The 22,950-nt window shown below is 36.3% G+C and carries 16 protein-coding genes and 1 pseudogene; 10 read left to right on the top strand and 7 right to left on the bottom strand.

The window, feature by feature from the left end; translation table 11 throughout:
- The 3 genes and pseudogenes from A9G48_RS01620 to nusG form a co-directional block, all read left to right on the top strand.
- A pseudogene (locus A9G48_RS01620) lies at positions 1-350 on the top strand (hypothetical protein); the annotation flags it as partial.
- Positions 351-485: 135 nt separating this feature from the next.
- Positions 486-887, top strand: a complete 402-nt coding sequence (gene secE, locus A9G48_RS01615; RefSeq protein WP_034946830.1) for a preprotein translocase subunit SecE — start codon at positions 486-488, stop codon at positions 885-887.
- 1 nt (position 888) lies between these two features.
- Positions 889-1,434, top strand: a complete 546-nt coding sequence (gene nusG / locus A9G48_RS01610) for a transcription termination/antitermination protein NusG (protein ID WP_034946827.1) — start codon at positions 889-891, stop codon at positions 1,432-1,434.
- A gap of 188 nt (positions 1,435-1,622) precedes the next feature.
- Here the strand turns inward: nusG and A9G48_RS01605 are convergent, their stop codons facing one another.
- Both A9G48_RS01605 and A9G48_RS01600 read right to left on the bottom strand, forming a co-directional pair.
- Complete coding sequence (locus tag A9G48_RS01605; RefSeq protein ID WP_065575697.1) at positions 1,623-3,548, bottom strand: ABC transporter ATP-binding protein; 1,926 nt, start codon at positions 3,546-3,548, stop codon at positions 1,623-1,625.
- Positions 3,549-3,697: 149 nt separating this feature from the next.
- Positions 3,698-5,701 (bottom strand): OPT family oligopeptide transporter, encoded by a 2,004-nt coding sequence (locus A9G48_RS01600; protein ID WP_034946821.1) that lies wholly within the window; start codon positions 5,699-5,701, stop codon positions 3,698-3,700.
- Between the two features lie 226 nt (positions 5,702-5,927).
- On the opposite strand from A9G48_RS01600, the gene mazG reads away from it, so the two are divergent.
- Together mazG and A9G48_RS01590 are read left to right on the top strand one after the other, a co-directional pair.
- A complete protein-coding gene (mazG, locus tag A9G48_RS01595) occupies positions 5,928-6,731 on the top strand; it encodes a nucleoside triphosphate pyrophosphohydrolase (protein ID WP_051825309.1) in 804 nt (267 codons plus the stop codon).
- Positions 6,724-7,164 carry a hypothetical protein gene (locus tag A9G48_RS01590; protein WP_034946818.1) on the top strand — a complete coding sequence of 147 codons (441 nt, stop codon included), beginning with the start codon at positions 6,724-6,726 and terminating at the stop codon, positions 7,162-7,164. The genes mazG and A9G48_RS01590 overlap by 8 nt, the downstream gene beginning before the upstream one ends.
- 258 nt (positions 7,165-7,422) lie before the next feature.
- Here A9G48_RS01590 and A9G48_RS01585 read toward each other — a convergent pair whose 3' ends face one another.
- Entirely contained in the window at positions 7,423-8,835 is a 1,413-nt protein-coding gene (locus tag A9G48_RS01585) for an FAD-dependent oxidoreductase (protein ID WP_034946815.1), read from the bottom strand.
- 13 nt (positions 8,836-8,848) lie between these two features.
- Positions 8,849-13,306: a glutamate synthase large subunit gene (gene gltB, locus A9G48_RS01580; protein ID WP_065575696.1), complete on the bottom strand. Its 4,458-nt coding sequence runs from the start codon at positions 13,304-13,306 to the stop codon at positions 8,849-8,851.
- Positions 13,307-13,667: 361 nt separating this feature from the next.
- Here gltB and A9G48_RS01575 point away from each other — a divergent pair, with 361 nt between their 5' ends.
- From A9G48_RS01575 to A9G48_RS01555, 5 genes are all read left to right on the top strand, one after another.
- Positions 13,668-14,846 (top strand): NAD(P)/FAD-dependent oxidoreductase, encoded by a 1,179-nt coding sequence (locus A9G48_RS01575; protein WP_065575695.1) that lies wholly within the window; start codon positions 13,668-13,670, stop codon positions 14,844-14,846.
- A gap of 613 nt (positions 14,847-15,459) precedes the next feature.
- Positions 15,460-16,857 carry a diaminopimelate decarboxylase gene (gene lysA / locus A9G48_RS01570; RefSeq protein ID WP_034946805.1) on the top strand — a complete coding sequence of 466 codons (1,398 nt, stop codon included), beginning with the start codon at positions 15,460-15,462 and terminating at the stop codon, positions 16,855-16,857.
- A 54-nt stretch (positions 16,858-16,911) separates the two neighbouring features.
- The gene (locus A9G48_RS01565) at positions 16,912-18,324 is read left to right on the top strand and encodes an APC family permease (protein WP_034946802.1); all 1,413 of its coding nucleotides are present in this window, start codon (positions 16,912-16,914) and stop codon (positions 18,322-18,324) included.
- 17 nt (positions 18,325-18,341) lie between these two features.
- On the top strand, positions 18,342-19,448 hold the full coding sequence (locus tag A9G48_RS01560; protein WP_065575694.1) for an alanine/ornithine racemase family PLP-dependent enzyme: 1,107 nt from the start codon (positions 18,342-18,344) through the stop codon (positions 19,446-19,448).
- Positions 19,449-19,512: 64 nt separating this feature from the next.
- On the top strand, positions 19,513-20,913 hold the full coding sequence (locus A9G48_RS01555) for an amino acid permease (protein ID WP_034946794.1): 1,401 nt from the start codon (positions 19,513-19,515) through the stop codon (positions 20,911-20,913).
- A 156-nt stretch (positions 20,914-21,069) separates the two neighbouring features.
- Here A9G48_RS01555 and A9G48_RS01550 read toward each other — a convergent pair whose 3' ends face one another.
- From A9G48_RS01550 to trmD, 3 genes are all read right to left on the bottom strand, one after another.
- Positions 21,070-21,672 (bottom strand): MarC family protein, encoded by a 603-nt coding sequence (locus A9G48_RS01550; RefSeq protein ID WP_034946789.1) that lies wholly within the window; start codon positions 21,670-21,672, stop codon positions 21,070-21,072.
- 137 nt (positions 21,673-21,809) lie between these two features.
- The gene (rplS, locus tag A9G48_RS01545; protein WP_034913735.1) at positions 21,810-22,160 is read right to left on the bottom strand and encodes a 50S ribosomal protein L19; all 351 of its coding nucleotides are present in this window, start codon (positions 22,158-22,160) and stop codon (positions 21,810-21,812) included.
- Between the two features lie 31 nt (positions 22,161-22,191).
- Positions 22,192-22,944, bottom strand: coding sequence for a tRNA (guanosine(37)-N1)-methyltransferase TrmD (gene trmD / locus A9G48_RS01540; RefSeq protein ID WP_034946787.1), 753 nt, complete (start codon positions 22,942-22,944; stop codon positions 22,192-22,194).
- Positions 22,945-22,950: the final 6 nt, after the last annotated feature.

Genomic DNA, 22,950 nt, shown 5'->3' with positions numbered 1-22,950 from the left:
TACGTGGAACAAAACGTGAAGAGATCGAACGTGGTCAAGTATTAGCAAAACCAGGTTCAATTACACCGCATACTGATTTTGAATCAGAAGTATATATTTTAAGTAAAGATGAAGGTGGTCGTCATACTCCATTCTTCAAAGGTTACCGTCCACAGTTTTATTTCCGTACAACTGACGTAACTGGTACTATTGAATTACCAGAAGGCGTAGAAATGGTAATGCCAGGTGATAATATTAAAATGACAGTATCATTAATTCACCCAATTGCGATGGCAGAAGGTTTACGTTTTGCTATTCGTGAAGGTGGCCGTACTGTTGGTGCTGGTGTTGTAGCTAAGGTTATTAAATAAGTAGGAAATTTAATAGTTAATAGAAAGGGTATCTTACGATGCCCTTTCTTATCTATCTGTTTAGCAAAATGCTTTTATGAAAAGAGCATTTTGGAAAATGGATATTATTATAAATAACATACTCATAGGTTTTATATGATGGTAAGTAATGAGAGTCAAGCTACAAATACGATTCTAGATAAATTCAAATGGGGTTTAGTTCTAGTATTGATTGCTTTTATTGTCTGGGGAAATTTTTATTTTGCTGGATACAATAATATATATAACCCGAATACGTCCATTCGTATTATTGCAGTTGCAGTGATTTCACTTTTAGCTTTATTTATTGCTCTTACCACAAGTAAGGGTAAGATATTTCTTGAGTTTTTACAAGAATCGAGAAAAGAATTAAGAAAAGTAGTATGGCCTACTCGTAAAGAAGCAACACAGACAACTTTACTAATTATAGCCGTTACTGTTATTGTTGGCTTAGCCCTGTGGGGGATAGATAATTTATTCCGTTGGATCGTCTTTTATTTAACATCAATAGGACGTTAATATGAGTGAAACACAACAAAAACGATGGTATGTTATTCAAGCATATTCAGGCTACGAAGCGCGTGTCGCACAATCATTACGTGAATATATTAAATTACATAACATGGAAGATGCTTTCGGTGAAGTATTAGTACCAACCGAAGAAGTTGTTGAAATGAAAGGTGGACAACGACGTAAGAGTGAGCGTAAATTTTTTCCTGGTTATGTGTTAGTTCAAATGATGATGAATGATGCAACTTGGCATTTAGTAAAAAGTGTGCCAAGAACCATGGGCTTTATTGGTGGTACTTCCGATAGACCAGCTCCAATTAGTCAGCGTGAGGTTGATGCAATTATGAACCGTCTACAGCAAGTCGGTGATAAGCCGCGCCCTAAAACGCTATTTGAGCCAGGTGAACTTGTTCGAGTCAATGATGGTCCATTTGCCGACTTTAATGGCGTAGTGGAAGAGGTTGATTATGAAAAGAATCGCTTAAAGGTTTCGGTATCAATTTTTGGCCGTTCAACCCCTGTTGAGCTTGATTTTAGCCAAGTTGAAAAAAGCTAATCTTTTAATATAGATTTTTAATAATTTAGTAGTATGTTTTAGAAAACCACAGGATTTTATCTTGTGGTTTTTTATATTGATGTTTCATGTAATAACTATTTGTGTAAATAATTTAATACTAAAAGAATCTTATAATTGTTTTATACTAAAATGTAGTGTTACCGGAAACTTTTTAATAAAATTAATTGTTATTGATCCAAATTAAAGGCCTCTAGCTGTTGTTGCAAATCTAGCCATTGCAACTCCGTCTCTTCTAATTGATTTTTAAGTTGGCTTTGTTTTAGTAATAAAGCTGTGAGTTCTGTTTTCTTGTTCACTTCATAGATTGTAGGATCAGACAATTTTTCTTCAATAAATTTTAATTGGCTGGTTAACTTATCAAGCATCTGTTCTTCTTTTTGTAACTGTTTTTTTATTGGTTGCATTTGTGCACGTAATTCTGCTTGCTTGCGTTTTTGCTCTTTACGATCCTGAGCTGAAGTATTGTGAGAACTTTCTTTTTTGGCTGAATTGATTTCGTCATTAGATTGATTATCATTTTTTTGTGACTCAGCTAACCATTTTTGATAATCATCAAGATCGCCATCAAATGGTTCCACTTTATGATCATGGACTAAATAGAATTCATCGGTAGTCGAACGCAGCAAATGGCGATCATGCGAAACTACCACTAAAGCACCATCAAAATCAATCAATGCCTCAGTTAGAGCCTGTCGCATATCTAAGTCTAAATGGTTGGTTGGTTCGTCTAATAAAAGAAGATTCGGTTTTTGCCATACAATTAAAGCTAAAACAAGGCGTGCTTTTTCACCACCCGAGAAATTTTTAACAGGATCGGTAACTTTATCACCTTGAAAATAAAATCCACCCAAATAATTACGCAGTTCTTGTTCTGTATTTTTCGGTTCAGCAAGTTGCGTTAAATGCCAAAGTGGTGATTCATCAGGGCGTAGATATTCTAATTGATGTTGAGCAAAATAGCCTAATTGAACACCTTTAGCAAGATTAATATGGCCTTCTTTAGGTGCAAGTTCACCAGCTAGTAATTTAATCAGTGTTGATTTACCTGCACCATTGCGTCCTAATAGACCAATACGTGAACCAGGAACTAAATTAAGCTTAATTTTTTCTAGTATAATTTTATCATCATAACCCGCTACGACTTTGTCCATCATTAACAAAGGACTTGGTAAGAATTCTGATGGTTTAAAATTAAAATGAAATGGATTATCGACATGCGCTGGTGCAATCAGTTCCATTTTTTCTAACATTTTTATACGGCTTTGCGCCTGTTTAGCTTTTGTTGCTTTGGCTCTAAAGCTATCGATATAATTTTGTAAGTGTGCAACTTTGAGTTGTTGGCTTTCATAAAGAGACTGTTGTTGTGCTAACTTTGTAGATCGTTGAATCTCAAATGAGGAGTAGTTACCAGTGTATTCAAATAAACTTTTTTGTTCAATATGAATAATTTTATTGACTAAAGGATCTAAAAAATCACGATCGTGAGAAATTAAAATTAAAGTTCCTTGATAGTTGCTTAGCCATTTTTCAAGCCAAATGACAGCATCTAAATCAAGGTGATTGGTTGGTTCATCAAGCAATAATAAATCAGAACGACACATTAACGCTTGTGCCAAATTCAATCGCATTCGCCAACCACCAGAATAGGATTTAACAGGTGACATTAATTGCTCATTAGAAAACCCCAATCCATGTAATAATGTTGCAGCTCGTGCACGAATTGTCCATGCATCTATGGTATCAAGCTTTTCATGAATGGCCGCAATCTGCTGACCATTATTTTGCTCATTGGCAATATCTAACTGCTTTTCTAATTGACGATATTCACAATCGCCATCAATCGCATATTCAATGGCAGGAATATCCAAGGCAGGTGTTTCTTGATTGACCCAAGCCAGTTGCCAGTGAGATGGAACACTCAATGTGCCTGCATCAGCTTGAATTTCACCTTTAATCAGTGAAAAAAGAGTTGATTTTCCACAGCCATTTTTGCCCACTAATCCAACTTTTTGTTGCGGATTAATAGTTGTTGACGCATTATCTAACAGCAGGTTAAAGCCTCGGCGGACTTGGATCGAATCAAAAACTATCATGATATTTATATCTATTGCTCAAAATAAAATAAGTTAATAAAAATTGTTTTAATCACCTACAATAGGAATGTTATAAAACAATTCATTAAAATAAAAAAGCCCTTTGTTAAAAAGAAAAGGGCTTAAATTTAATTATTCAATAAGACTGACTATTTTTTTATTGCCGATAAAGCTCGGCGAACAAAAAGAGTACAGATAGCAATAAACACAAAGAGTCCCAAAAATTCGGGAAGCATGCCTAAGTTAGCAGATATTGCTAGCGGTGCATCATTCCCACTATTGGATATGCTAATAACTATCACCATTGCTAATAAAACGCCTACTAAACTTTCACCGACAATTAATCCTGATGCAATTAGTGCTGCTTTGCGATCCACTTTTTTATACTCTTTTTCTAGATCTAAATTTTGCTCTTTGGCTTTTTTGTAAGCATTGCGTTTAATTATCCATGATAATATAGTACCGATTAAAATCGGTGTATTAATGCTTGGCGGTAAATAAATACCTAAACCAACAGCTAGTGCCGGTATGCGAAAGCTAGAGTGATTTTTGGCAAGAATTGAGTCAATAACGATAATAACAGCGCCTAATGCAAGCCCTATTAAAATCATAGTCCAGTCCAATTGATGTGCAAATATGCCTTTGGCAATTGTGGTCATAAGCGTCGCTTGTGGCGCAGCCAAAACTTGGGTTGTATCCATACCAGAACGAGGTAAAGCACCAGTAAAACCATAAGCGTTATATAAAATTTCTAAAATAGGTGCAATGACTGTCGCACCAACAATACAGCCAATTAATAATGCCACTTGCTGTTTCCAGGGTGTGGCCTTGACTAAATAGCCGGTTTTTAGATCTTGTAAATTATCATTCGAAATACAAGCCACTGCCAACACAGTACTGGTAGTAAAAAGTGCGAGTGCGGTGGCAAAATTAGAGCCTTCAATAGAAGCTAGCATACCATTAGTTTCACCTAAACCTAATAATATCAATGAAATGACAACCACTGCAACAATTGCAATTCCAGATATAGGGCTAGATGATGATCCAACAAGTCCTGCCATATAGCCACAAGCAGCAGCCACTAAAAATCCCATAATAAAGGCAAATAATACAGCGCTAAAAACTAAAATCCAAGCTAAGCCTGACGATAAACCACTCTCGGCAATAAATGAATAGAAAGTTACTAGTAAAATAACGACCATACCACCCATGATTAAGAAAATAGTTTTTGGTGATAAGTCTCGTTCAGTTGGAGCTATATCGTTTACTGATACATCTGAACGCATAGTTTTAAACGAAATTTTCAACCCTTCTATCATTGGTTTAATTAACGTAATTAGTGTCCAAACTGCAGCAATAGCAATTGTACCTGCACCAATAAAACGTATATCTTTAGCCCAATATCCCATTGCAATTTTGGATAAAGGCTCAGTAGTATCATAATCACCTATTGTGCTTAAAATTGGGATACCAACCCCCCAAGCAATAATGGTACCAATTAAAATAGCGATACCAGACATAATTCCTATCAAATAACCAGAGCTCATCAAAGCTAATGAGAACCCCATAGGAAGTTGAAATATAGATTTGCCAACCGAAAACCAGCACGCAATGCTTTCAGATAACACACGAAAACCATTAGTAAATAGAGTAACAACAGAAGCAATAACACCACCAAATAAAATATCTTTTAGTCCATCGTTAGTTTCATTATTATTGGTTTTGGAACCTGCTTTTAAAATTTCAGCAGCTGCGACACCTTCAGGATAAGGTAAATCACTTTTAACAACCATTACATGACGTAAAGGAATTGAAAATAAAACTCCAAGCATTCCGCCTGCGGCACATATAGAAAAAGTTAGCCAAAATGGAAAATTTTGCCAGTAACCAATCATTAACAACCCAGGAAGCACAAAAATAATTGAAGATAATGTACCTGCTGCTGATGCTTGGGTTTGTACCATGTTATTTTCCAAAATAGTAGATCCGGAAAACATCTTCAATATCGCCATTGAAATTACTGCAGCAGGAATGGCAGATGAGAACGTTAATCCGACTTTTAAACCAAGATAAACATTCGATGCAGTAAAAATAACAGTAATAAGAGCGCCAAGAATGGTACCTCTTAACGTAAGCTCACGTAAATTATTCATATTATTTAATAACGTTAATTTAATAGAGGGATATTATATACTTAATTTGTGTTTGTCGGCTAGAAATTCCTTAATAAGGTATATTTTAGTAATTTTTATTATTATTTTAATCAAATAATTAAGAATATTATTCTAAATATATTGGGATTAATGTTTAAAATAATAACTATTTTAAAATGAAACCTTTACAATAGCATCAATGAATGATTAATTTAAGAGAAAGATTTTGAAAGCATTACAACGCTTAAAAGCGGTTATCAAACAACTCCGCGACCCAATTAATGGTTGCCAATGGGATCGAGTTCAAACTTTTGAGTCTTTAAAATCATATACATTAGAGGAAACGTACGAGATACTTGATGCAATTGATAAACAAGATATGGATGAGTTAAAAAAAGAACTTGGTGATTTGCTCTTTCATATTGTTTTTTATGCTGATTTAGCCCAAGAGCAAGGAAGTTTTGATTTTGATGAGGTTTGCTTATCAGTTTCAGATAAATTAGTTTATCGTCATCCTCATATTTTTGCTGAGAATAAGACCGAAAAAGCTAACTGGGAACAGCTTAAACAAAAAGAAAGAGACAAAAAAGCACAATACTCATTGCTTGATGATATTCCCCAAGCAATACCTGCTTTAATGCAAGCTGAAAAAATTCAAAAGCGATGCGCTTCAGTTGGCTTTGATTGGCATAATATGAGCTCTGTGCTTGATAAAGTACAAGAAGAAATTGACGAAGTAAAACAAGAGCTAGAGCAACTAGAACAAAATCCACAAAAAATTGAAGAAGAGCTTGGCGATTTATTATTTGCTATCGTCAACTTAGCGAGGCATTTAAAGATTAAATCGGAATTGTGTTTAAAGCAAGCCAATAAAAAATTTACTCGGCGATTTCAGCAAGTTGAATCAATGCTTAAACAAAAAAATATAACTTTAATTGATGCAACGCTTGAACAAATGGAAACTGCGTGGCAAAGTGTTAAGCAATTAGAACAGATTAAAGTAAATGCTGAGGAGAAAAAACATGGCTAAACAACAGAATGAATTGTATCAAGAAATCGAAGCATGGGCGCAAAATGCTATATTAAACAGCCCAACCTGGAGCATTAACCAGCTTGATTACTCAGAAAAAAGTATATCTGTTGTTGAAATGATTATTGGTGAGTTAGCTGAGAAAAACTTTAGTATCTCTGAAGAACAGCTTAATATGATAGCTCAAGAATATGGTTGCTACTTATTACTGACTGCCCAAAAATTATATGGCGGTGAATTTTATTGGAATGAAGAACTTGAACAACCGATGTTAATTAGCTGTGAACCTCAAGCAACTATTGTGTTATTAACATGGAATAAAGTAAAAGGGCGCCTTTTAGGGGATGAAGCAGATCATCTCGCATTCTTCTTAGAAGGCTTTGCAGAGGCGATCCAACATCCTGAAGAAGGTTCACAGATTGTTTATTTATAATAATATAAAATTAAGCACTATTTGTTGATAAGAAATCAATTACGATAAGTTTATAGCGTTTTGAGTTTTAATGCCTTTTATTGAAATAAAAGATTAAATTGGTCCAATATTGACAATCAAAGCTAGTCAAGTCGCTCCATGTTTACTCGAATTATGTTAGATGAAATTTATCATTTTTTATAGATAAAAATATTGTGAAAAAATAAACCTCATTCAATATTGAATGGAGTTTATTTTTAATTTAACCTAAATTTCTTATTATACTTCTAAGTAATCTAAAATGCCTTCAGCCGCTTTGCGACCTTCGCTAATGGCAGTGACAACTAGATCAGAGCCACGGACAGCATCGCCTCCGGCAAAAATTTTAGCATTCGTCGTTTGGTAGCCGTTGGTTTCTGGGGCGATGATTCGGCCTTGGGCATCAAAATCAACACCATGTTCTACTAACCAAGGCATGGCATGAGGTCTAAATCCAAATGCCATTACAACCGCATCAGCAGGTAAGACAAATTCTGAACCTGCAATCACCACTGGTGAACGCCGACCTTTTGCATCGGGTTCGCCGAGTTCTGTTCGAACCATTTTGACACCTGTGACTTGTCCTGTGCTGTTAATTTCAATGCTGAGTGGCTGTACGTTAAATTGGAACTGTACGCCTTCTTCTTTGGCATTTTTAACTTCTCGTTTTGAGCCTGGCATGTTGGCTTCGTCTCGGCGATAAGCACAAGTAACTTCAGTTGCACCTTGACGAATAGATGTTCGTACACAGTCCATTGCAGTATCACCACCACCTAATACCACAACACGTTTGTTTTTCATGTCAATGTATGGGGTATCTTGGGTTTGCGCATGTTTCATTATGTGTTTAGTGTTGGCAATTAAAAATGGTAAAGCATCATAAACACCGTTAGCATCTTCATTTTGAAGACCTGCTCGCATTGATTGATAAGTTCCAGTCCCCACAAAAACCGCATCAAATTCGTTGATTAAGTCGGCTAATTGTACCGTTTTACCGACCTCAGTATTTAGACGGAACTCAATGCCCATTTCAGTAAAAATATGTCTTCGATTGATTAATACTTCTTTATCAAGTTTAAACGCTGGGATGCCAAAGGTGAGTAGTCCACCAATTTCAGGGTGACGGTCAAACACCACTGGCGTTACGCCATTGCGGACTAAGACATCGGCACAAGCAAGGCCAGCAGGACCAGCACCAATAACTGCAACTTTCAATCCTGTTTTTTCGACGTTTGATAAATTAGGTTTCCAACCCATTCTAAATGCTTCATCAGTAATATAACGCTCTATATTACCTATGGTAACTGCGCCAAATTCAGCATTTAAAGTACAAGAGCCTTCGCAAAGGCGATCTTGTGGGCAAACTCGACCACAAACTTCAGGCAGGCTGTTGGTTTGATGTGAGAGTTCAACCGCTTCTAATATTTTGCCTTCATTAACCAATTTTAACCAATTGGGAATATAGTTATGAACAGGGCATTTCCATTCACAATATGGGTTGCCACAAGCAAGGCAACGATCAGCCTGTGCTTGTGATTGTGGAGCAGAAAATCCTTCATAAATTTCAACAAATTCAATTTTGCGAATATTTAACGATTTTTTAGGCGGATCAACACGTTGTAAATCGATAAATTGATAAACATTTTGACTCATTTTCGTGTTCTCCTTACTGTGCTTGAATACGTAATTCTGCTGATGAGCGACTGCGGTGCCCAAGTAGTGCTGTTACATCACTCGATTTTGGTTTGACTAATACAAATTGTTTTGAATAATCATCCCAATTAGCCAAAATCTCTTCCGCGCGTGATGAATGGGTAAGTTGAGCGTGCTCCATTATTAAACCACGTAAATGTTCTTCGTGAATTGAGTAATCAGCAACATTCAATAGTTCCACTAACTCTTTATTTATGCGTTTATGGAAATCACTATCTTCATCTAAAATATAAGCAAAACCACCTGTCATACCTGCACCAAAGTTAACTCCTGTTTTGCCTAATACGCAGACAATACCGCCTGTCATATATTCACAGCCATTGTCACCAATGCCTTCAACAACACTAATTGCACCAGAATTACGTACCGCAAATCGTTCTCCAGCACGTCCAGCGGCAAAGAGTTTTCCTCCAGTTGCACCATATAAGCAGGTATTACCGGCAATGGTTGCTTCATGGCTTAAAAATGCTGAGCCTTGCGGTGGTCGAATCACAATACGACCGCCAGCCATGCCTTTACCAACATAATCATTGGCATCGCCTGTGAGTGTTAAGTCCACACCTCCAGCGTTCCAAACACCAAAACTTTGACCCGCAGTGCCGTTAAAGTTAAGCGAAATAGGATCAGCAACAAGACCTTGGTCACCATATTTTTTGGCAATATAGCCAGATAAACTAGTACCTACAGAGCGATCGGTATTTTGTATATCAAAATAGAAGCTTTGGCTTTGGCGATTATCAACAAATTGTTGTGCTTGTGTGATGATCTCTTTATTTAGCACACCTTTATCAAATGGTTTATTGTCTTCAATACAATAAACTGGTTTGCCATCAATAGGTTTTGCTGTTTCAAGCAGTCCTGATAGTTCAAGTTTTTGTTGTTTTGCCGTGATGCCATCAAGTTCTAATAACAGATCGGTGCGTCCTATCAAATCGACGATACGACTGACACCTAGCTCGGCCATAATTTCTCGCGTGTTACGCGCAATAAAGCGGAAATAGTTTATCGCTTTTTCTGGCAGGCCATGATAATGTTCGCTACGCAGTTTTTCGTCTTGCGTTGCAACACCCGTTGCACAGTTATTAAGGTGGCAAATACGCAGATATTTACAACCTAAGGCAACCATTGGTCCTGTTCCAAATCCAAAACTCTCAGCACCTAAAATAGCTGCTTTGACAATATCAGTGCCCGTTTTTAAACCACCGTCTACTTGTAAACGTATTTTGTGACGTAACCCATTGGCGACTAATGATTGCTGAGTTTCAACTAACCCTAATTCCCAAGGAGAACCAGCATATTTGACTGAAGTTAATGGGCTGGCGCCTGTTCCACCATCATAGCCAGAAATGGTAATTAAGTCGGCATAGGCTTTAGCAACTCCCGTTGCGATTGTGCCAACGCCTGGCTCTGATACTAATTTAACCGAAATCATGGCATTATGGTTAATCTGTTTTAGGTCAAATATTAATTGTGCCAAATCCTCAATCGAGTAAATGTCGTGATGAGGTGGTGGTGAAATAAGTGTGACACCCGGTACAGAAAAACGCAATTTAGCAATATATGGGGTGACTTTGTCGCCAGGTAACTGACCACCTTCCCCCGGTTTTGCTCCTTGTGCTACTTTGATTTGAATAACATCGGCACTCATTAAGTAACTTGGTGTTACACCAAAACGACCTGATGCAACTTGTTTTATGCGTGATACTTTTATGGTGTTGTAGCGAGCTGGATCTTCACCGCCTTCGCCTGAATTTGAAAAACCACCGAGCGTGTTCATTGCTTCGGCAAGGGATTCATGTGCTTCAGGGCTTAGCGCACCAATTGACATGGCTGCCGAGTCAAAGCGTTTGAACAGTGATTCTTCTGGTTCGACTTGATCAAGTGGAATAGCTGCGTTTTCAGGTGGATTGAGCTTTAATAAATCACGCAAGGTGGCAATAGGGCGGTTGTTGACGATATCGGCATAGCGTTTGTAATCTTCATAATTGCCATTATTGACCGCTTTTTGTAGTGACTGTACTACATCAGGATTATAAGCATGATATTCACCACCATGAACATATTTAAGTAACCCACCTTGTTCTAATGGTTTTCTTTTCAGCCATGCATTTTTTGATAAGTTAAATTGGTCTTGTGCAAAATCATCAAAATTGGCTCCATTAATACGGTTAGTAACTCCTTGGAAACAAAGTTCAACGACCTCTTTATTTAAGCCAACTGCCTCAAATAGTTTTGAACAGCGGTAAGAGGCGACAGTTGAAATGCCCATTTTTGACATAATTTTATATAAGCCTTTGTTAATTCCATTACGATAATTAAGAATGGCTTCACGGTAAGATTTGTTTATTGTGCTATTATCGACCATTTGGCCTAAGATTTCGTAGGCTAAATAAGGGTAAATTGCGGTTGCACCAAAACCAAGAAGTACCGCAAATTGATGTGGATCACGGCAGCTTGCGGTTTCGACAATGATATTAGCATCGCAACGTAAGTTTTTTTCAACTAAGCGTTGCTGAACAGCTCCAACTGCCATAGGCGCAGGAATTGGTAAGCGATCAGGCGCTATATTTTTATCTGATAAAATCAATAATACCGTGCCATTGCGAACTTTTGCTTCAGCATCACCACATAATTGTTCAATGGCATCGCGCAGGCTACCATCGATTTCATAAGTGATATCTAAGGATTCTGATTTGTAATAACGTGATTCTAATGCTGTTAATTGTTTAAAATCTGAATAGACCAAAACAGGGGATTTGAACGCAACACGATGCGCCTGACCTTCTGCTTCGGCAAACACATTCATTTCACGACCAATACTGGTTGAAAGTGACATAACGTGTGATTCGCGTAGTGGGTCGATAGGGGGATTTGTTACCTGAGCAAATTTTTGACGAAAATAATCATAAATTGAGCGAGGCCTTGTTGATAGTACCGCAAATGGTGTGTCATCGCCCATTGAGCCAGTGGCTTCTTGACCGTTTTCACCTAGCACTCGAATACATTGGTCTAGCTCTTCAGCACTATAACCAAATTGTTTTTGATAAGTTGCTAGCAAGATATCGTCATAATATCGAGAGCCAATGTTATCATCAGGTAGGTTTTCAAAAGGGATCAGTCTTTTAACATTTTTTTCCATCCATTCTTTATATGGGTGACGTTTTTGTAAATCGTTGTCTGTTTCAGACGATTGTAAAATGCGACCTTCTTCAGTATCGATAACTAACAATTCACCTGGACCAACGCGTCCTTTAGTGACGACTTCGTCTGGTTGATAATCCCAAATACCGATTTCGGATGCACAGGTAATGAGTTTGTCTGTCGTTATTACATAACGTGCAGGACGTAATCCGTTACGGTCTAAGTTACATGCGGCATAACGACCGTCAGACATTACAATACCGGCAGGACCATCCCAAGGTTCCATATGCATTGAGTTGAAGTCGAAAAAAGCACGCAGATCTTCGTTCATGTCAGGATTATTTTGCCATGCAGGTGGAACCAATAAGCGCATAGCTCGTACAATATCCATTCCTCCTACAAGAAATAGCTCAAGCATGTTATCTAATGAACTTGAATCAGAACCTGTGACATTAACAAAAGGTGCCGCATCTTGTAAGTCCGGAATGAGTGGCGTTTTAAATTTATAGGAACGTGCTTGTGCCCATTGTCTATTACCTTCAATAGTGTTTATTTCACCATTATGAGCTAAATGCCGAAAAGGTTGCGCTAATGGCCAACGAGGAACAGTATTGGTTGAAAAACGTTGATGAAATAAACAAATTGCTGTTTCCATTCGGATGTCAGCCAAATCTAGATAGAATCGAGGTAAATCTTTAGGCATACATAAGCCTTTATAGATATTGACCTGATTTGAGAAGCTACAAACGTAAAATGTATCGTCTTGTACCCGTTTTTCAATTCGACGGCGTACCATATATAGGCGACGTTCTAAATCAATTTTTGTCCACCCAGCGGGCGCATTGACAAATACTTGTTCAATTTTTGGTAATGAGGATAGGGCAATTTCACCAAGTACGCTTTTATCAATTGGTACTTCACGCCAACCTAGAATTGATAAGGTTTCATTGGTTAATTCTTCTTCGACAATATCACGGCTAATTTGAGCTTCTTTTTCATTTTGGCTCAAAAACAACATACCAACAGCATAATTACTTGCTAAACGCCAGCCCGCATCTTGTGCCACTAATCTAAAAAATCGATCGGGTTTTTGTAATAAAAGTCCACAGCCATCGCCAGTTTTACCGTCTGATAAAATGGCACCACGGTGTTGCATTCTGGCAAGTCCGTGAATTGCAGTACGCACCACTTTATGACTTGGTTGTCCTTCAATGTGAGCAATTAAACCAAATCCACAGTTATCTTTTTCATGATGCTGGTTATATAACATATCATTGCCTCTAATTCATCGCTTTTATAAGAAGGTATAGGCTTTAATCCCATATTAAATGTGACGTTAATTAAAAAAACTTTTTTGGTCAAATAAATATTACTTATAAGTCAATTTTCTAATAATTTATATTGGGGTTATTAATGAATCTAATAGTAGTATATATCTTTATGATTTTTTATAAGTTAAAACTACGCATTCAACAATTAGCATAAATATATTAAGTATGAATTCTTTTTCTTATTGAAAAGTTTCAGGAAAGCATTTATTTCAGTATACCAATTCTGTTCCGTCCAATGGCTATGAGTGATAATTGTATACTGTTATAATTTGTTATCTTTTAATTTTTGAAGTATTAATAATGCAAACTAAAATTACGATTGTAGGTGCTGGTGCTGCTGGGCTTTTTTGTGCAGGCTTACTGGGACAAAAAGGTTATGAAGTTACAGTAATTGATAATGGTAAAAAATTAGGTCGTAAAATCTTAATGTCTGGTGGTGGTAATTGCAATTTTACTAATCTTACTGTCGAGCCAAGTAATTATATTTCTGAAAATCCACACTTTTGTAAATCCGCATTGAAACGATATACACAATGGGATTTTATCCAATTAGTAAATCACTATGGTATTGCTTACCATGAAAAAGATCATGGCCAATTATTTTGTGATAATTCAGCGCAAGATATTGTTGATATGCTATTAAACGAGAGCAAGAAAGGGCATGTTAATTTTATGATGCAGACTCAGGTTGAAGATATTAGCAGTGATGGAATAGGATTTAAATTACATACTTCTCAAGGTATTATTGATACTGGTAAACTTATTATCGCAACGGGAGGTCTATCTATGCCAGCTCTTGGTATGACTTCAATTGGTTATAAAATTGCTGAAAAATTTGATATTCCTATAGTGCCAGTAAAAGCGGGACTAGTACCACTTACGTTGCATAAACCTTTACTTGATGTGTTATCAACCTTGTCAGGTATTGCCGTTGCTGTTGAAGTTTCTAATGAAAGAATTAGTTTTAAAGAAAATTTATTGTTTACTCATCGAGGGATTTCTGGGCCTGCTATTTTGCAGATATCGAGCTATTGGCAGGCTGGTGAGCCAATTACTATTAATTTATTACCTGATTTTACATTCGAATCATCGTTTAAACCATTATTAGAGCAAAATCGTAATCAAACGATAAAAAACTGCTTAGCACAGATTTTACCTAAAAGGCTTATTGAAGTGTTAATACAGATCAATTTGATAAATGATATAACAGTTAAGCAACTTAATCTTAAACAACAGCAAGACTTGTATAATGTGTTAACACATTGGCGTATTATTCCAAATGGGACAGAAGGTTATCGTACTGCTGAGGTGACTCTTGGTGGTGTAAGTACTGATGCGTTGTCATCCAAAACTATGGCAGTTAAAACACACCCCAACCTTTATTTTATTGGTGAAGTTGTCGATGTCTCAGGCTGGCTAGGAGGTTACAACTTTCAATGGGCTTGGAGCAGTGCTTTTGCTTGTGCTGAGGATTTTTAATTAATAAATTTGCTATTGATAAGTTGTGATTTAATTTTATTATATTGATTATTTCTTTATTGAAATTGTAAAGAGGATAAATGGTGAGTAAGTAGTCGATAATTTGATAATTATCGAGATGATATTATCTTTTGACAATCATCACTACAAAATACTATCTTCTTTTTTTAAATTAGGTTAAACTTTAGCTACTATTATTTCCTATGGTCTTATCTTTAAGATAGCAATTAAGGTCACGCTTTTCTGTTGTAATAGTATATTTACCTTATCGATAATGGCTTTGCCAATGTGTTAAACCAAAAAAATTTAAATATTTCCAAAGATTGTAATTATTCAAGATTGACTATCATAATATTAGTACATTATGAAATTTGGATTGTTTGCTAAAACGTGTTCTTTTATTAAATGCCTTTCTATCATCTTTAATAAAATTAATGAATGTTTGTCATAGTAGTCTGTTTTATTTAATGACAAATATTTTTATCAGAAATGTTTTACCTATTTATTTAATTATTATATTTTTCAAATTGATCTATCAATTGCATTGGATGCAATAAGCTATTTTTGCTTGTTTTCTTATGTAGTTTTTATGTATTAATTAACTGGAGGTCATATGTCCGACAAAATTATTTCTAATTACAATAAATTACGTAAAGATCTTATAATGAAAGATCGACGTTTTAGTGCTCAAAACGGTAAATTATGTTTTGAGGGCGTTAATTTAGAAGAATTAGCAAAAAAATATCCAACCCCTTTTTATGTTTTTTCTGAAAAGGAAATTGACCGTAATGTACAAGAAATTAAACAGGCATTTAAGGCTCATTCAAATACTAAAATTTTCTATGCATCAAAAACTTGTTCAGTAATGGGCGTTCTTAAAGCAATTAAAGATGCAGGAATTTATGCCGAAGCGAACTCAATGTTTGAAGTGCGCAAATGCTTGGAAATTGGTTTTAGTGGCAGCCAAATTGTGTTCAATGGGGTAGTGAAAAAACCGGTGGACTTAGAGTATGCTATCGAAAATGATCTGTATATTATCAATGTGGATAGTTTATATGAACTTGATATTATTGATGAAATTTCAAGGCGCTTGAAAAAAGTGGCAAATGTTTGTGTGCGTGTTGAGCCAAATGTTCCATCAGCAACCCACGCAGAATTGGTAACAGCGTATCATGCTAAATCTGGCATTGATCTAGAGCAAGCGGAAGAGACTTGTCGTCGTATTATTGAAATGCCTTATGTGCATTTACGTGGTTTACATATGCATGTTGGTGATCAGGTTCCAGAATCAGAACCTTTTGCTAAAGCAACTAAAGTATTAGTTGATGAATCACGCCGTTTAGAAGAAGTGCTTGACATTAAATTTGATTTAATCAACGTAGGTGGTGGTATTCCTGTTCCATATAAGTATGACGAAGAGAATGGCGATCCATTGCAAGATAACATGTATGCGGGAATTACTGCACAAGAATTTGCTGATGCCGTTATTAATGAAGTACACAAATGGCGTACTGATGTTGAAATTTGTATTGAACCAGGTCGTAAAGTAACTGGATCAGCTGGCGTGCTTGTAACCGAAATAGCCTGTGAAAAACGTAAAACTAACTATGATTTAGACGGCAATATTGAAGAGCATGTTGAATGGAAATTTGTGGATGCTGGCTATAGTGTGCTTTCTGATAGTCAACATTTCGATTGGTTTTTCTATGTTTATAATGCTTCAAAAATCAATGAAGCACATGATGAATATGTTAAATTAGCTGGTCCTTTATGTGATGGCGGTGATTATTACCATGTTGGTGTAAAAGGCGAAGAGTTCTTAATGCCAAAAGATACACAGATTGGTGATATTGTGGTTTTCTTGGATGCTGGTGCTTATACCATTGAAAGCCAAACAGTTTATAACAATCGCCCTCGTACCGCTGTTGTGATGATAGATAAAAAAGACAAGGATAGGTTGATTAGACGAGAAGACACTTACGAAGATATGGTTGGATACGACGTATATTAATCATGAACTATCTGGAGATTTTTTAGGCTCCAGATATTATAATGTGAGGTTACTATGAGTGATTCTAAAGATTCAAGCTTGCTTGGTATTAAAGACATTGTGTTTATGAATGTCATTGCGATACTCAGCTTGCGTCAAATCCCGAATGTTGCTCCTTATGGGGCATCTGCAATGATACTTTGGCTCATCGCTGCATTTTGTCTATTTTTTCCATTAGCAATGGTTTGTGGTGAGCTTTCAACAGGCTGGCCAAAAGATGGTGGAATCTTTGTTTGGGTAAAAGAAGCTTTTGGTAAACGTATTGGCTGGATAGTAGTTGTTTGTTTCTTGTTTTCTTGTGTGCTCTTCTTCCCGTTAATGTTGCAATTTGGTTTTACTGCAATTGGATATATGTTTAGTGCCGAATTAGCCCAAAATGAGGTGTTTATTGGGGTAGGATCTATGGTGGTATTTTGGATTCTAACGCTGATGAATATTCGTGGCATGCAATGGACTAAAATTATCAATAGTGTGAGTGCATGGCTCGGTGTATTTATCCCAGCAGCTATTATCATATTACTTGCTATTGTTTGGTTATTTACAGATCATCCAATGGCAACTAATTACAGTCATTTCAGTGATTGGATGCCAGATTTAAGCAGTTGGGATACTATTGTTTTCCTATCTAGCATGATGTTCGCATTTGCTGGCCTTGAGGTGGCTCCAATGATTGCAGGGCGTACACGAGATCCACAACGAGACTTTCCAAAAGCAATGCTGGTTTCAGCAGTGGTAATTGTTGGTATTTATATGGTCGGAACATGGGCTATTAATACTTTATTACCCGCAGCCGATACTGATATCGTAGCGGGTGTTATGCAAGCAATGGAAGCGGCTGCAAAAGAGTTACATATGCCTTGGTTGCTTCCTGTTATGGCAATCTGTTTATTTTTTGGCGCATTAGGACAAATTAACTCATGGCTAGTTGGTCCTATCTATATGTTACAAGAAGCATCAAAAGAAGATAATTTGCTGGGTGAGCGCATTGGCCATTTACACCCAGTATATCAAACCCCTGCTTTTGCATTAACTGTTCAAGCTATTATCGTAACGGTACTTTGTTTTTCAACATTCGTTTCACCAAGTATAGCTGCTGCGTATTGGATGTTAACAGCGTTAACTACAATTTGTTACTTCATCCCTTACTTAGTGATGTTTATTGCATATTATCGTTTACGCATTGCTCAACCCGATGTACCGCGTAGCTTTAAAATTCCTGGGAAAGTCCTTCCGATTATTTTACCGGCTTTAGGGTTTCTATCTACATTGTTCGCAGTGATATTAGTATTTATTCCCCCAGCCCAAATTGATATGGGTGGATATGTTGAGTATATCGCTAAAATTGTTGGTGGTGCAGTGCTTGCTATTGTATTGGCTGAATGGATCTATCATCGAGCTCAAAGACGTAATCATTTGCAACAACAGTAAAATATAGAGGAGTAAATATGTACAAACCTATATTGGAAATCGATTTATGTAAATTAAAAGAAAATGCTCGTGTTGAAAAAACTATTTTAGCCAAACACGGTATTGATGTAATGGCTGTTAATAAAGTTTTTGATGGCTGTATTGAAACAGCAAAAGCTGTTCTTGATGGTGGTATTGATGTGATTGCCGAATCAAGAACTTACAATTTAAAAAAATTGAAAGATGCTTTAAATTGTAAAACATGCTTATTACGTAGTCCTTGTTTAAGTGAAATTAGTGATGTGGTTAAATACGCGGATATTAGCCTAAATAGCGAAAAGCAAGTTATTCAATCACTTTCTGATGAAGCTGTTAAGCAACAAAAAGTTCATCAAGTTTTGTTGATGGTAGATATGGGAGATTTACGAGAAGGTATTTGGTTTGAAAATATTGATGAAATTATTGATATGGTAAAATTAATCCTTGCTTTACCAGGAATTGAACTTTATGGACTTGGAACCAATTTTAATTGCTATGGTACGGTATTACCGACGGTTAAAAATGGGGTGGATTTTTTACATATAGCACGTAAAGTAGAGCAAACTTGTAGTATTAAAGTACGATATCTATCGGCAGGAAATTGTACCAGCTATCATTTGTTAGATAAAAATATTTGGCCAGAAGGGTTAAATCACATAAGAATTGGTGGGTTACATGAGTTTGGTATTGAATATGTTGAAATGAAATATCTTGATGAATTTCATCATTCCAATAAGCCTGTTGGTAAAGCATGCAGTAATATCTATAAATTATATGCACAAATCATTGAACTTAATAGTAAACCAACCGTTCCTGTTGGAGAATTAGGTGTTGATGCTTTCTTGAATAGTAAGACATTTATTGATCATGGAACTCGTAAACGGGCACTACTTGCTTTTGGCCGTCAAGATGTACCTGCTGAAAACTGTACTCCTATTAATGATAGTATTACTATTTTAGGGCAAACGAGTGATCATACTATTGTTGATATTGAGGATGTTCCTAATACATTACGAGTTGGTGATGTGATTGGTTTTGAACTTGATTATACTGCTTTACTTATGGCGTGCCAAGCGAGTGGCGTAGACAAACGGTTTATTTATTAATTCATTCATGTATTCATGTTGCTGCTGGTTTCCAGCAGCTTTTATTCCTGACTAGGTGGTTTACATGGTAACATCAGAATATCAAGGAAGTTCCTATCCTAGTACTAGTAGTTTAAAGAAGAATTTAAAGAATCGCCATCTTTTAATGATCTCTTTAGGTGGTTCAATTGGTACAGGACTATTTATTGGTATTGCAGCACCTCTTAGCGATGTTGGACCGCTAGGCACTATTATTGCTTATTTGTTAGCTGGTAGTATTATGCTTTCAACCATGCTATGTTTAAGTGAATTATCGTGTGCCTTTCCTCATGCTGGTTCTTTTCAACATTATGCATTAATGTTTATACCGAATCCAATTTGGAGCTATACCATTGGTTGGTTATATTGGTTAAGCTGGGTGCTGTCTATGGCTGCAGATTTAACGGCTGCTGCGATGATTGCTTATCATTTTTTTAATTCAATTCCTATCTATCTTTTTAGCTTATTAATTCTTGTTATTTTAACCTTAGTACACTTAACCTCAGTACGAGCTTTTGGTGAAAGTGAATACTGGTTTTCAACCATTAAAGTCTTTGCAATTATTGCGTTTATAGGAACAGGTATTTATCTGCTTTATCATCAATATGTTGATACACAGGTTTTACCTACGTTAAAAACAGAAAATGGTTGGTTTCCCAATGGTTTTTCAGCCATATTGGTTTGTATGACTATTGTGACTTATTCTTTTCAAGGTGTTGAATTAATTGGTAGTGCAGCAGGTGAAGCTGAGTCACCACAGGCAGTTTTACCGAAAATTATTACAGGTGTTGCTTTTAGAATTATATTGTTTTATGTCTTATCGATTGCAGTATTAGCGTTTGTTTATCCCTATGGAACAATACATGGTGAGATTAGCCCCTTTGTCTGGGTATTTAACCGCGCAGGTATTAAATTTGCTTCATATGCAATGTTGTTTGTGATTTTTTGTGCAGCAATATCTGCGGCTAATTCTGCAATCTATGCAAGCTCAAGGATGTTATGGTCTATGGCTCAGGATAATTTAGCTCCTAAGTATTTTTCAAAAGTAAATAGGCGAGGAGTACCAACAAAAGGAATTTTATTTATTTCAAGTATTGCATCAGTATCGTTATTATCGAAGTATATTGCTGCTGAAAAACTTTATCTTTATTTAGTTGCAGCCACAGGGCAAGTAGGTTGTTTTGCTTGGATCATTATTGCTTGGTGCCAGTATCAATTCCGAAAAGGTGTGATTAATGGTAAATATTCCAAAGAGATGATTAAATTTAAATCTCCGTTATTTCCTTGGTTAGCTGCAATTTCAATTATTGTTAATGTTGTGATTATTGTTGGAGTATGGTTTGGCGAATCGGGTCACTTTATTTTATTATCTGAAGTTATCTTAGTCATAATCATTTTACTGACTTACTTTTTCTATAAAAAACGTAAACTTCACAATAACTACTAAATTAGATTAGTGATGAACATACTTAGTCAATTAAGTATGTGATTACCTAATGGTAATTACATACTATTCTGAATTAAATCAGATCTAAGACATTTAAAACATGTATTTTATCTATTTTATATAGCAGTTTGAAGAAATTATAAAAGTCATGCTAGGTTATTTTATAAAAGCAGATATTCCGGTAAAGACAACTTGTGCGGCTATAGCTGATATTAATAGCCCGGTCAGTTTCGATAAAATTGCAATACCTGTATTTTTTAATACTTTTGCAATGCTTTTTGCGCATAACAGCATTGCATAAATTCCTGAAGAAGCAATGAATAAAGAGACGGCACCAACCATATTGGCAGCAAAGCCTACTGAACTTGTTCCCATAACAATGATAGTACCAATAGAAGCGGGTCCCATACAAAGTGGAATTGCAAGAGGTACCACACTGATATCTTCATCACTACTAATTTTGTTTTTTTCAGGAGAATCATTCATTAGTGAAACCGCTGTGATAAAAAGTAATGCACCAGAGCCTATGCGGAATGCATCTAGAGTAAAGCCAAAAACACTAAACATAGTATTGCCAAAGAAAAACAGTACAATACCAATGATAAATACAGCATATGAGGTTTTTAGCGCTGTTTTGCGCCTTAATAATTCATCATATTGCTTAGTACCGCTCAAAAATGCACTTAAAACTGCTGGAGGAGTCATTAATGCAAATAATTTAACTGTTGTGGCAAGAATATCAATAAGATAGTTACCCATAGCATTCCCTTTTGAATAAAACTACTTTTAATTTTCTAACTAATTAAAATTAACATAAATAATTTCTTTTAGACATAAAAACGGTCACCATCGAGGTGACCACCTTTATCTGGTTTTAAATATCAACCAATAAAAAATTAGTTAAGGCGCTCTTTAATGCGAGCCGCTTTACCACGAAGTTCACGTAAGTAGTAAAGTTTAGCTTGACGTACTTGACCGCGACGTTTCACAGTAATTGAATCAACAATTGGTGAGTGAGTTTGGAATACTCGTTCAACACCTTCACCATTCGAAATCTTACGCACTGTAAATGCAGAGTGCAAACCACGATTACGAATGCCAATAACAACACCTTCATAAGCTTGAAGACGTTTTTTATTACCTTCAACAACCCATACTTTTACTTCAACCGTGTCACCTGGGCGAAAAGACGGGATGTCTTTTTTCATTTGTTCTTGTTCTAATTGCTGAATAATTGCATTTTTCATAATATTATCTCTTACTAGTTATACTGAAATATTAATTGCTTAGTTTGTCACCGTATTCTTGTTGGAATTCAGTGAGTAAACATTGCTCTTCATCAGTCAGAGCTAGATTTGCAAGAAGATCTTCTCTTCTTAACCAAGTTCGTCCTAGTGATTGTTTTAATCGCCAACGACGAATCGCTTCATGGTTACCAGACATTAATACGTCAGGTACCGCCATTCCATCTAACACCTCAGGCCGAGTATAGTGTGGACAGTCAAGTAAACCGTTAGCAAAAGAGTCTTCTTTTGCCGATGATTGGTGATTTAGCACGCCAGGAATAAACCTTGCTAATGCATCAATCATGGTCATCGCTGGTATTTCACCACCACTTAACACGTAATCCCCAATTGACCATTCTTCGTCAATTTCGGTTTGAATAACGCGTTCATCTATACCTTCGTATCGTCCACAAATCAAAATTAAATTTTGATTTTGTGACAATTCGCAAACACCTTGTTGGTCTAATTTGCGCCCTTGTGGGGAAAGATAGATTACTTTTGTATTGTTACCTGCAACTGTTTTTGCCGCATGAATTGCATCTTTAAGTGGTTGAACCATCATTAACATGCCGGGACCACCACCATAAGGCCTATCATCGACAGTCTTATGCTTATCATGCGCAAAATCGCGAGGGTTCCAATATTCTACTGTTAACAGTCCATTTTTAACGGCTCGACCAGTTACGCCATAACAGGTAATGGCTTGAAACATTTCGGGAAAAAGGCTGATTACGCCAATCCACATAGTTTT

Origin of the sequence: Gilliamella sp. wkB18, assembly GCF_001690875.1 — a bacterium.
Lineage (GTDB): Bacteria > Pseudomonadota > Gammaproteobacteria > Enterobacterales > Orbaceae > Gilliamella > Gilliamella apicola_A.
The sequence above is the reverse complement of the archived record's forward strand: the minus strand, read 5'-3'. Positions and strand labels throughout refer to the sequence as shown.

Excerpts from the sequence above, each read along its gene's own strand:
- rplS (WP_034913735.1), bottom strand. The coding sequence starts at position 22,160 with ATGAAAAATGCAATTATTCAGCAATTAGAACAAGAACAAATGAAAAAA.
- nusG (WP_034946827.1), top strand. The coding sequence starts at position 889 with ATGAGTGAAACACAACAAAAACGATGGTATGTTATTCAAGCATATTCA.
- A9G48_RS01565 (WP_034946802.1), top strand. The coding sequence starts at position 16,912 with ATGAGTGATTCTAAAGATTCAAGCTTGCTTGGTATTAAAGACATTGTG.
- lysA (WP_034946805.1), top strand. The coding sequence starts at position 15,460 with ATGTCCGACAAAATTATTTCTAATTACAATAAATTACGTAAAGATCTT.
- A9G48_RS01605 (WP_065575697.1), bottom strand. The coding sequence starts at position 3,548 with ATGATAGTTTTTGATTCGATCCAAGTCCGCCGAGGCTTTAACCTGCTG.
- gltB (WP_065575696.1), bottom strand. The coding sequence starts at position 13,306 with ATGTTATATAACCAGCATCATGAAAAAGATAACTGTGGATTTGGTTTA.
- trmD (WP_034946787.1), bottom strand. The coding sequence starts at position 22,944 with ATGTGGATTGGCGTAATCAGCCTTTTTCCCGAAATGTTTCAAGCCATT.
- A9G48_RS01585 (WP_034946815.1), bottom strand. The coding sequence starts at position 8,835 with ATGAGTCAAAATGTTTATCAATTTATCGATTTACAACGTGTTGATCCG.
- A9G48_RS01555 (WP_034946794.1), top strand. The coding sequence starts at position 19,513 with ATGGTAACATCAGAATATCAAGGAAGTTCCTATCCTAGTACTAGTAGT.
- secE (WP_034946830.1), top strand. The coding sequence starts at position 486 with ATGATGGTAAGTAATGAGAGTCAAGCTACAAATACGATTCTAGATAAA.
- A9G48_RS01575 (WP_065575695.1), top strand. The coding sequence starts at position 13,668 with ATGCAAACTAAAATTACGATTGTAGGTGCTGGTGCTGCTGGGCTTTTT.
- A9G48_RS01590 (WP_034946818.1), top strand. The coding sequence starts at position 6,724 with ATGGCTAAACAACAGAATGAATTGTATCAAGAAATCGAAGCATGGGCG.
- A9G48_RS01550 (WP_034946789.1), bottom strand. The coding sequence starts at position 21,672 with ATGGGTAACTATCTTATTGATATTCTTGCCACAACAGTTAAATTATTT.
- A9G48_RS01600 (WP_034946821.1), bottom strand. The coding sequence starts at position 5,701 with ATGAATAATTTACGTGAGCTTACGTTAAGAGGTACCATTCTTGGCGCT.
- A9G48_RS01560 (WP_065575694.1), top strand. The coding sequence starts at position 18,342 with ATGTACAAACCTATATTGGAAATCGATTTATGTAAATTAAAAGAAAAT.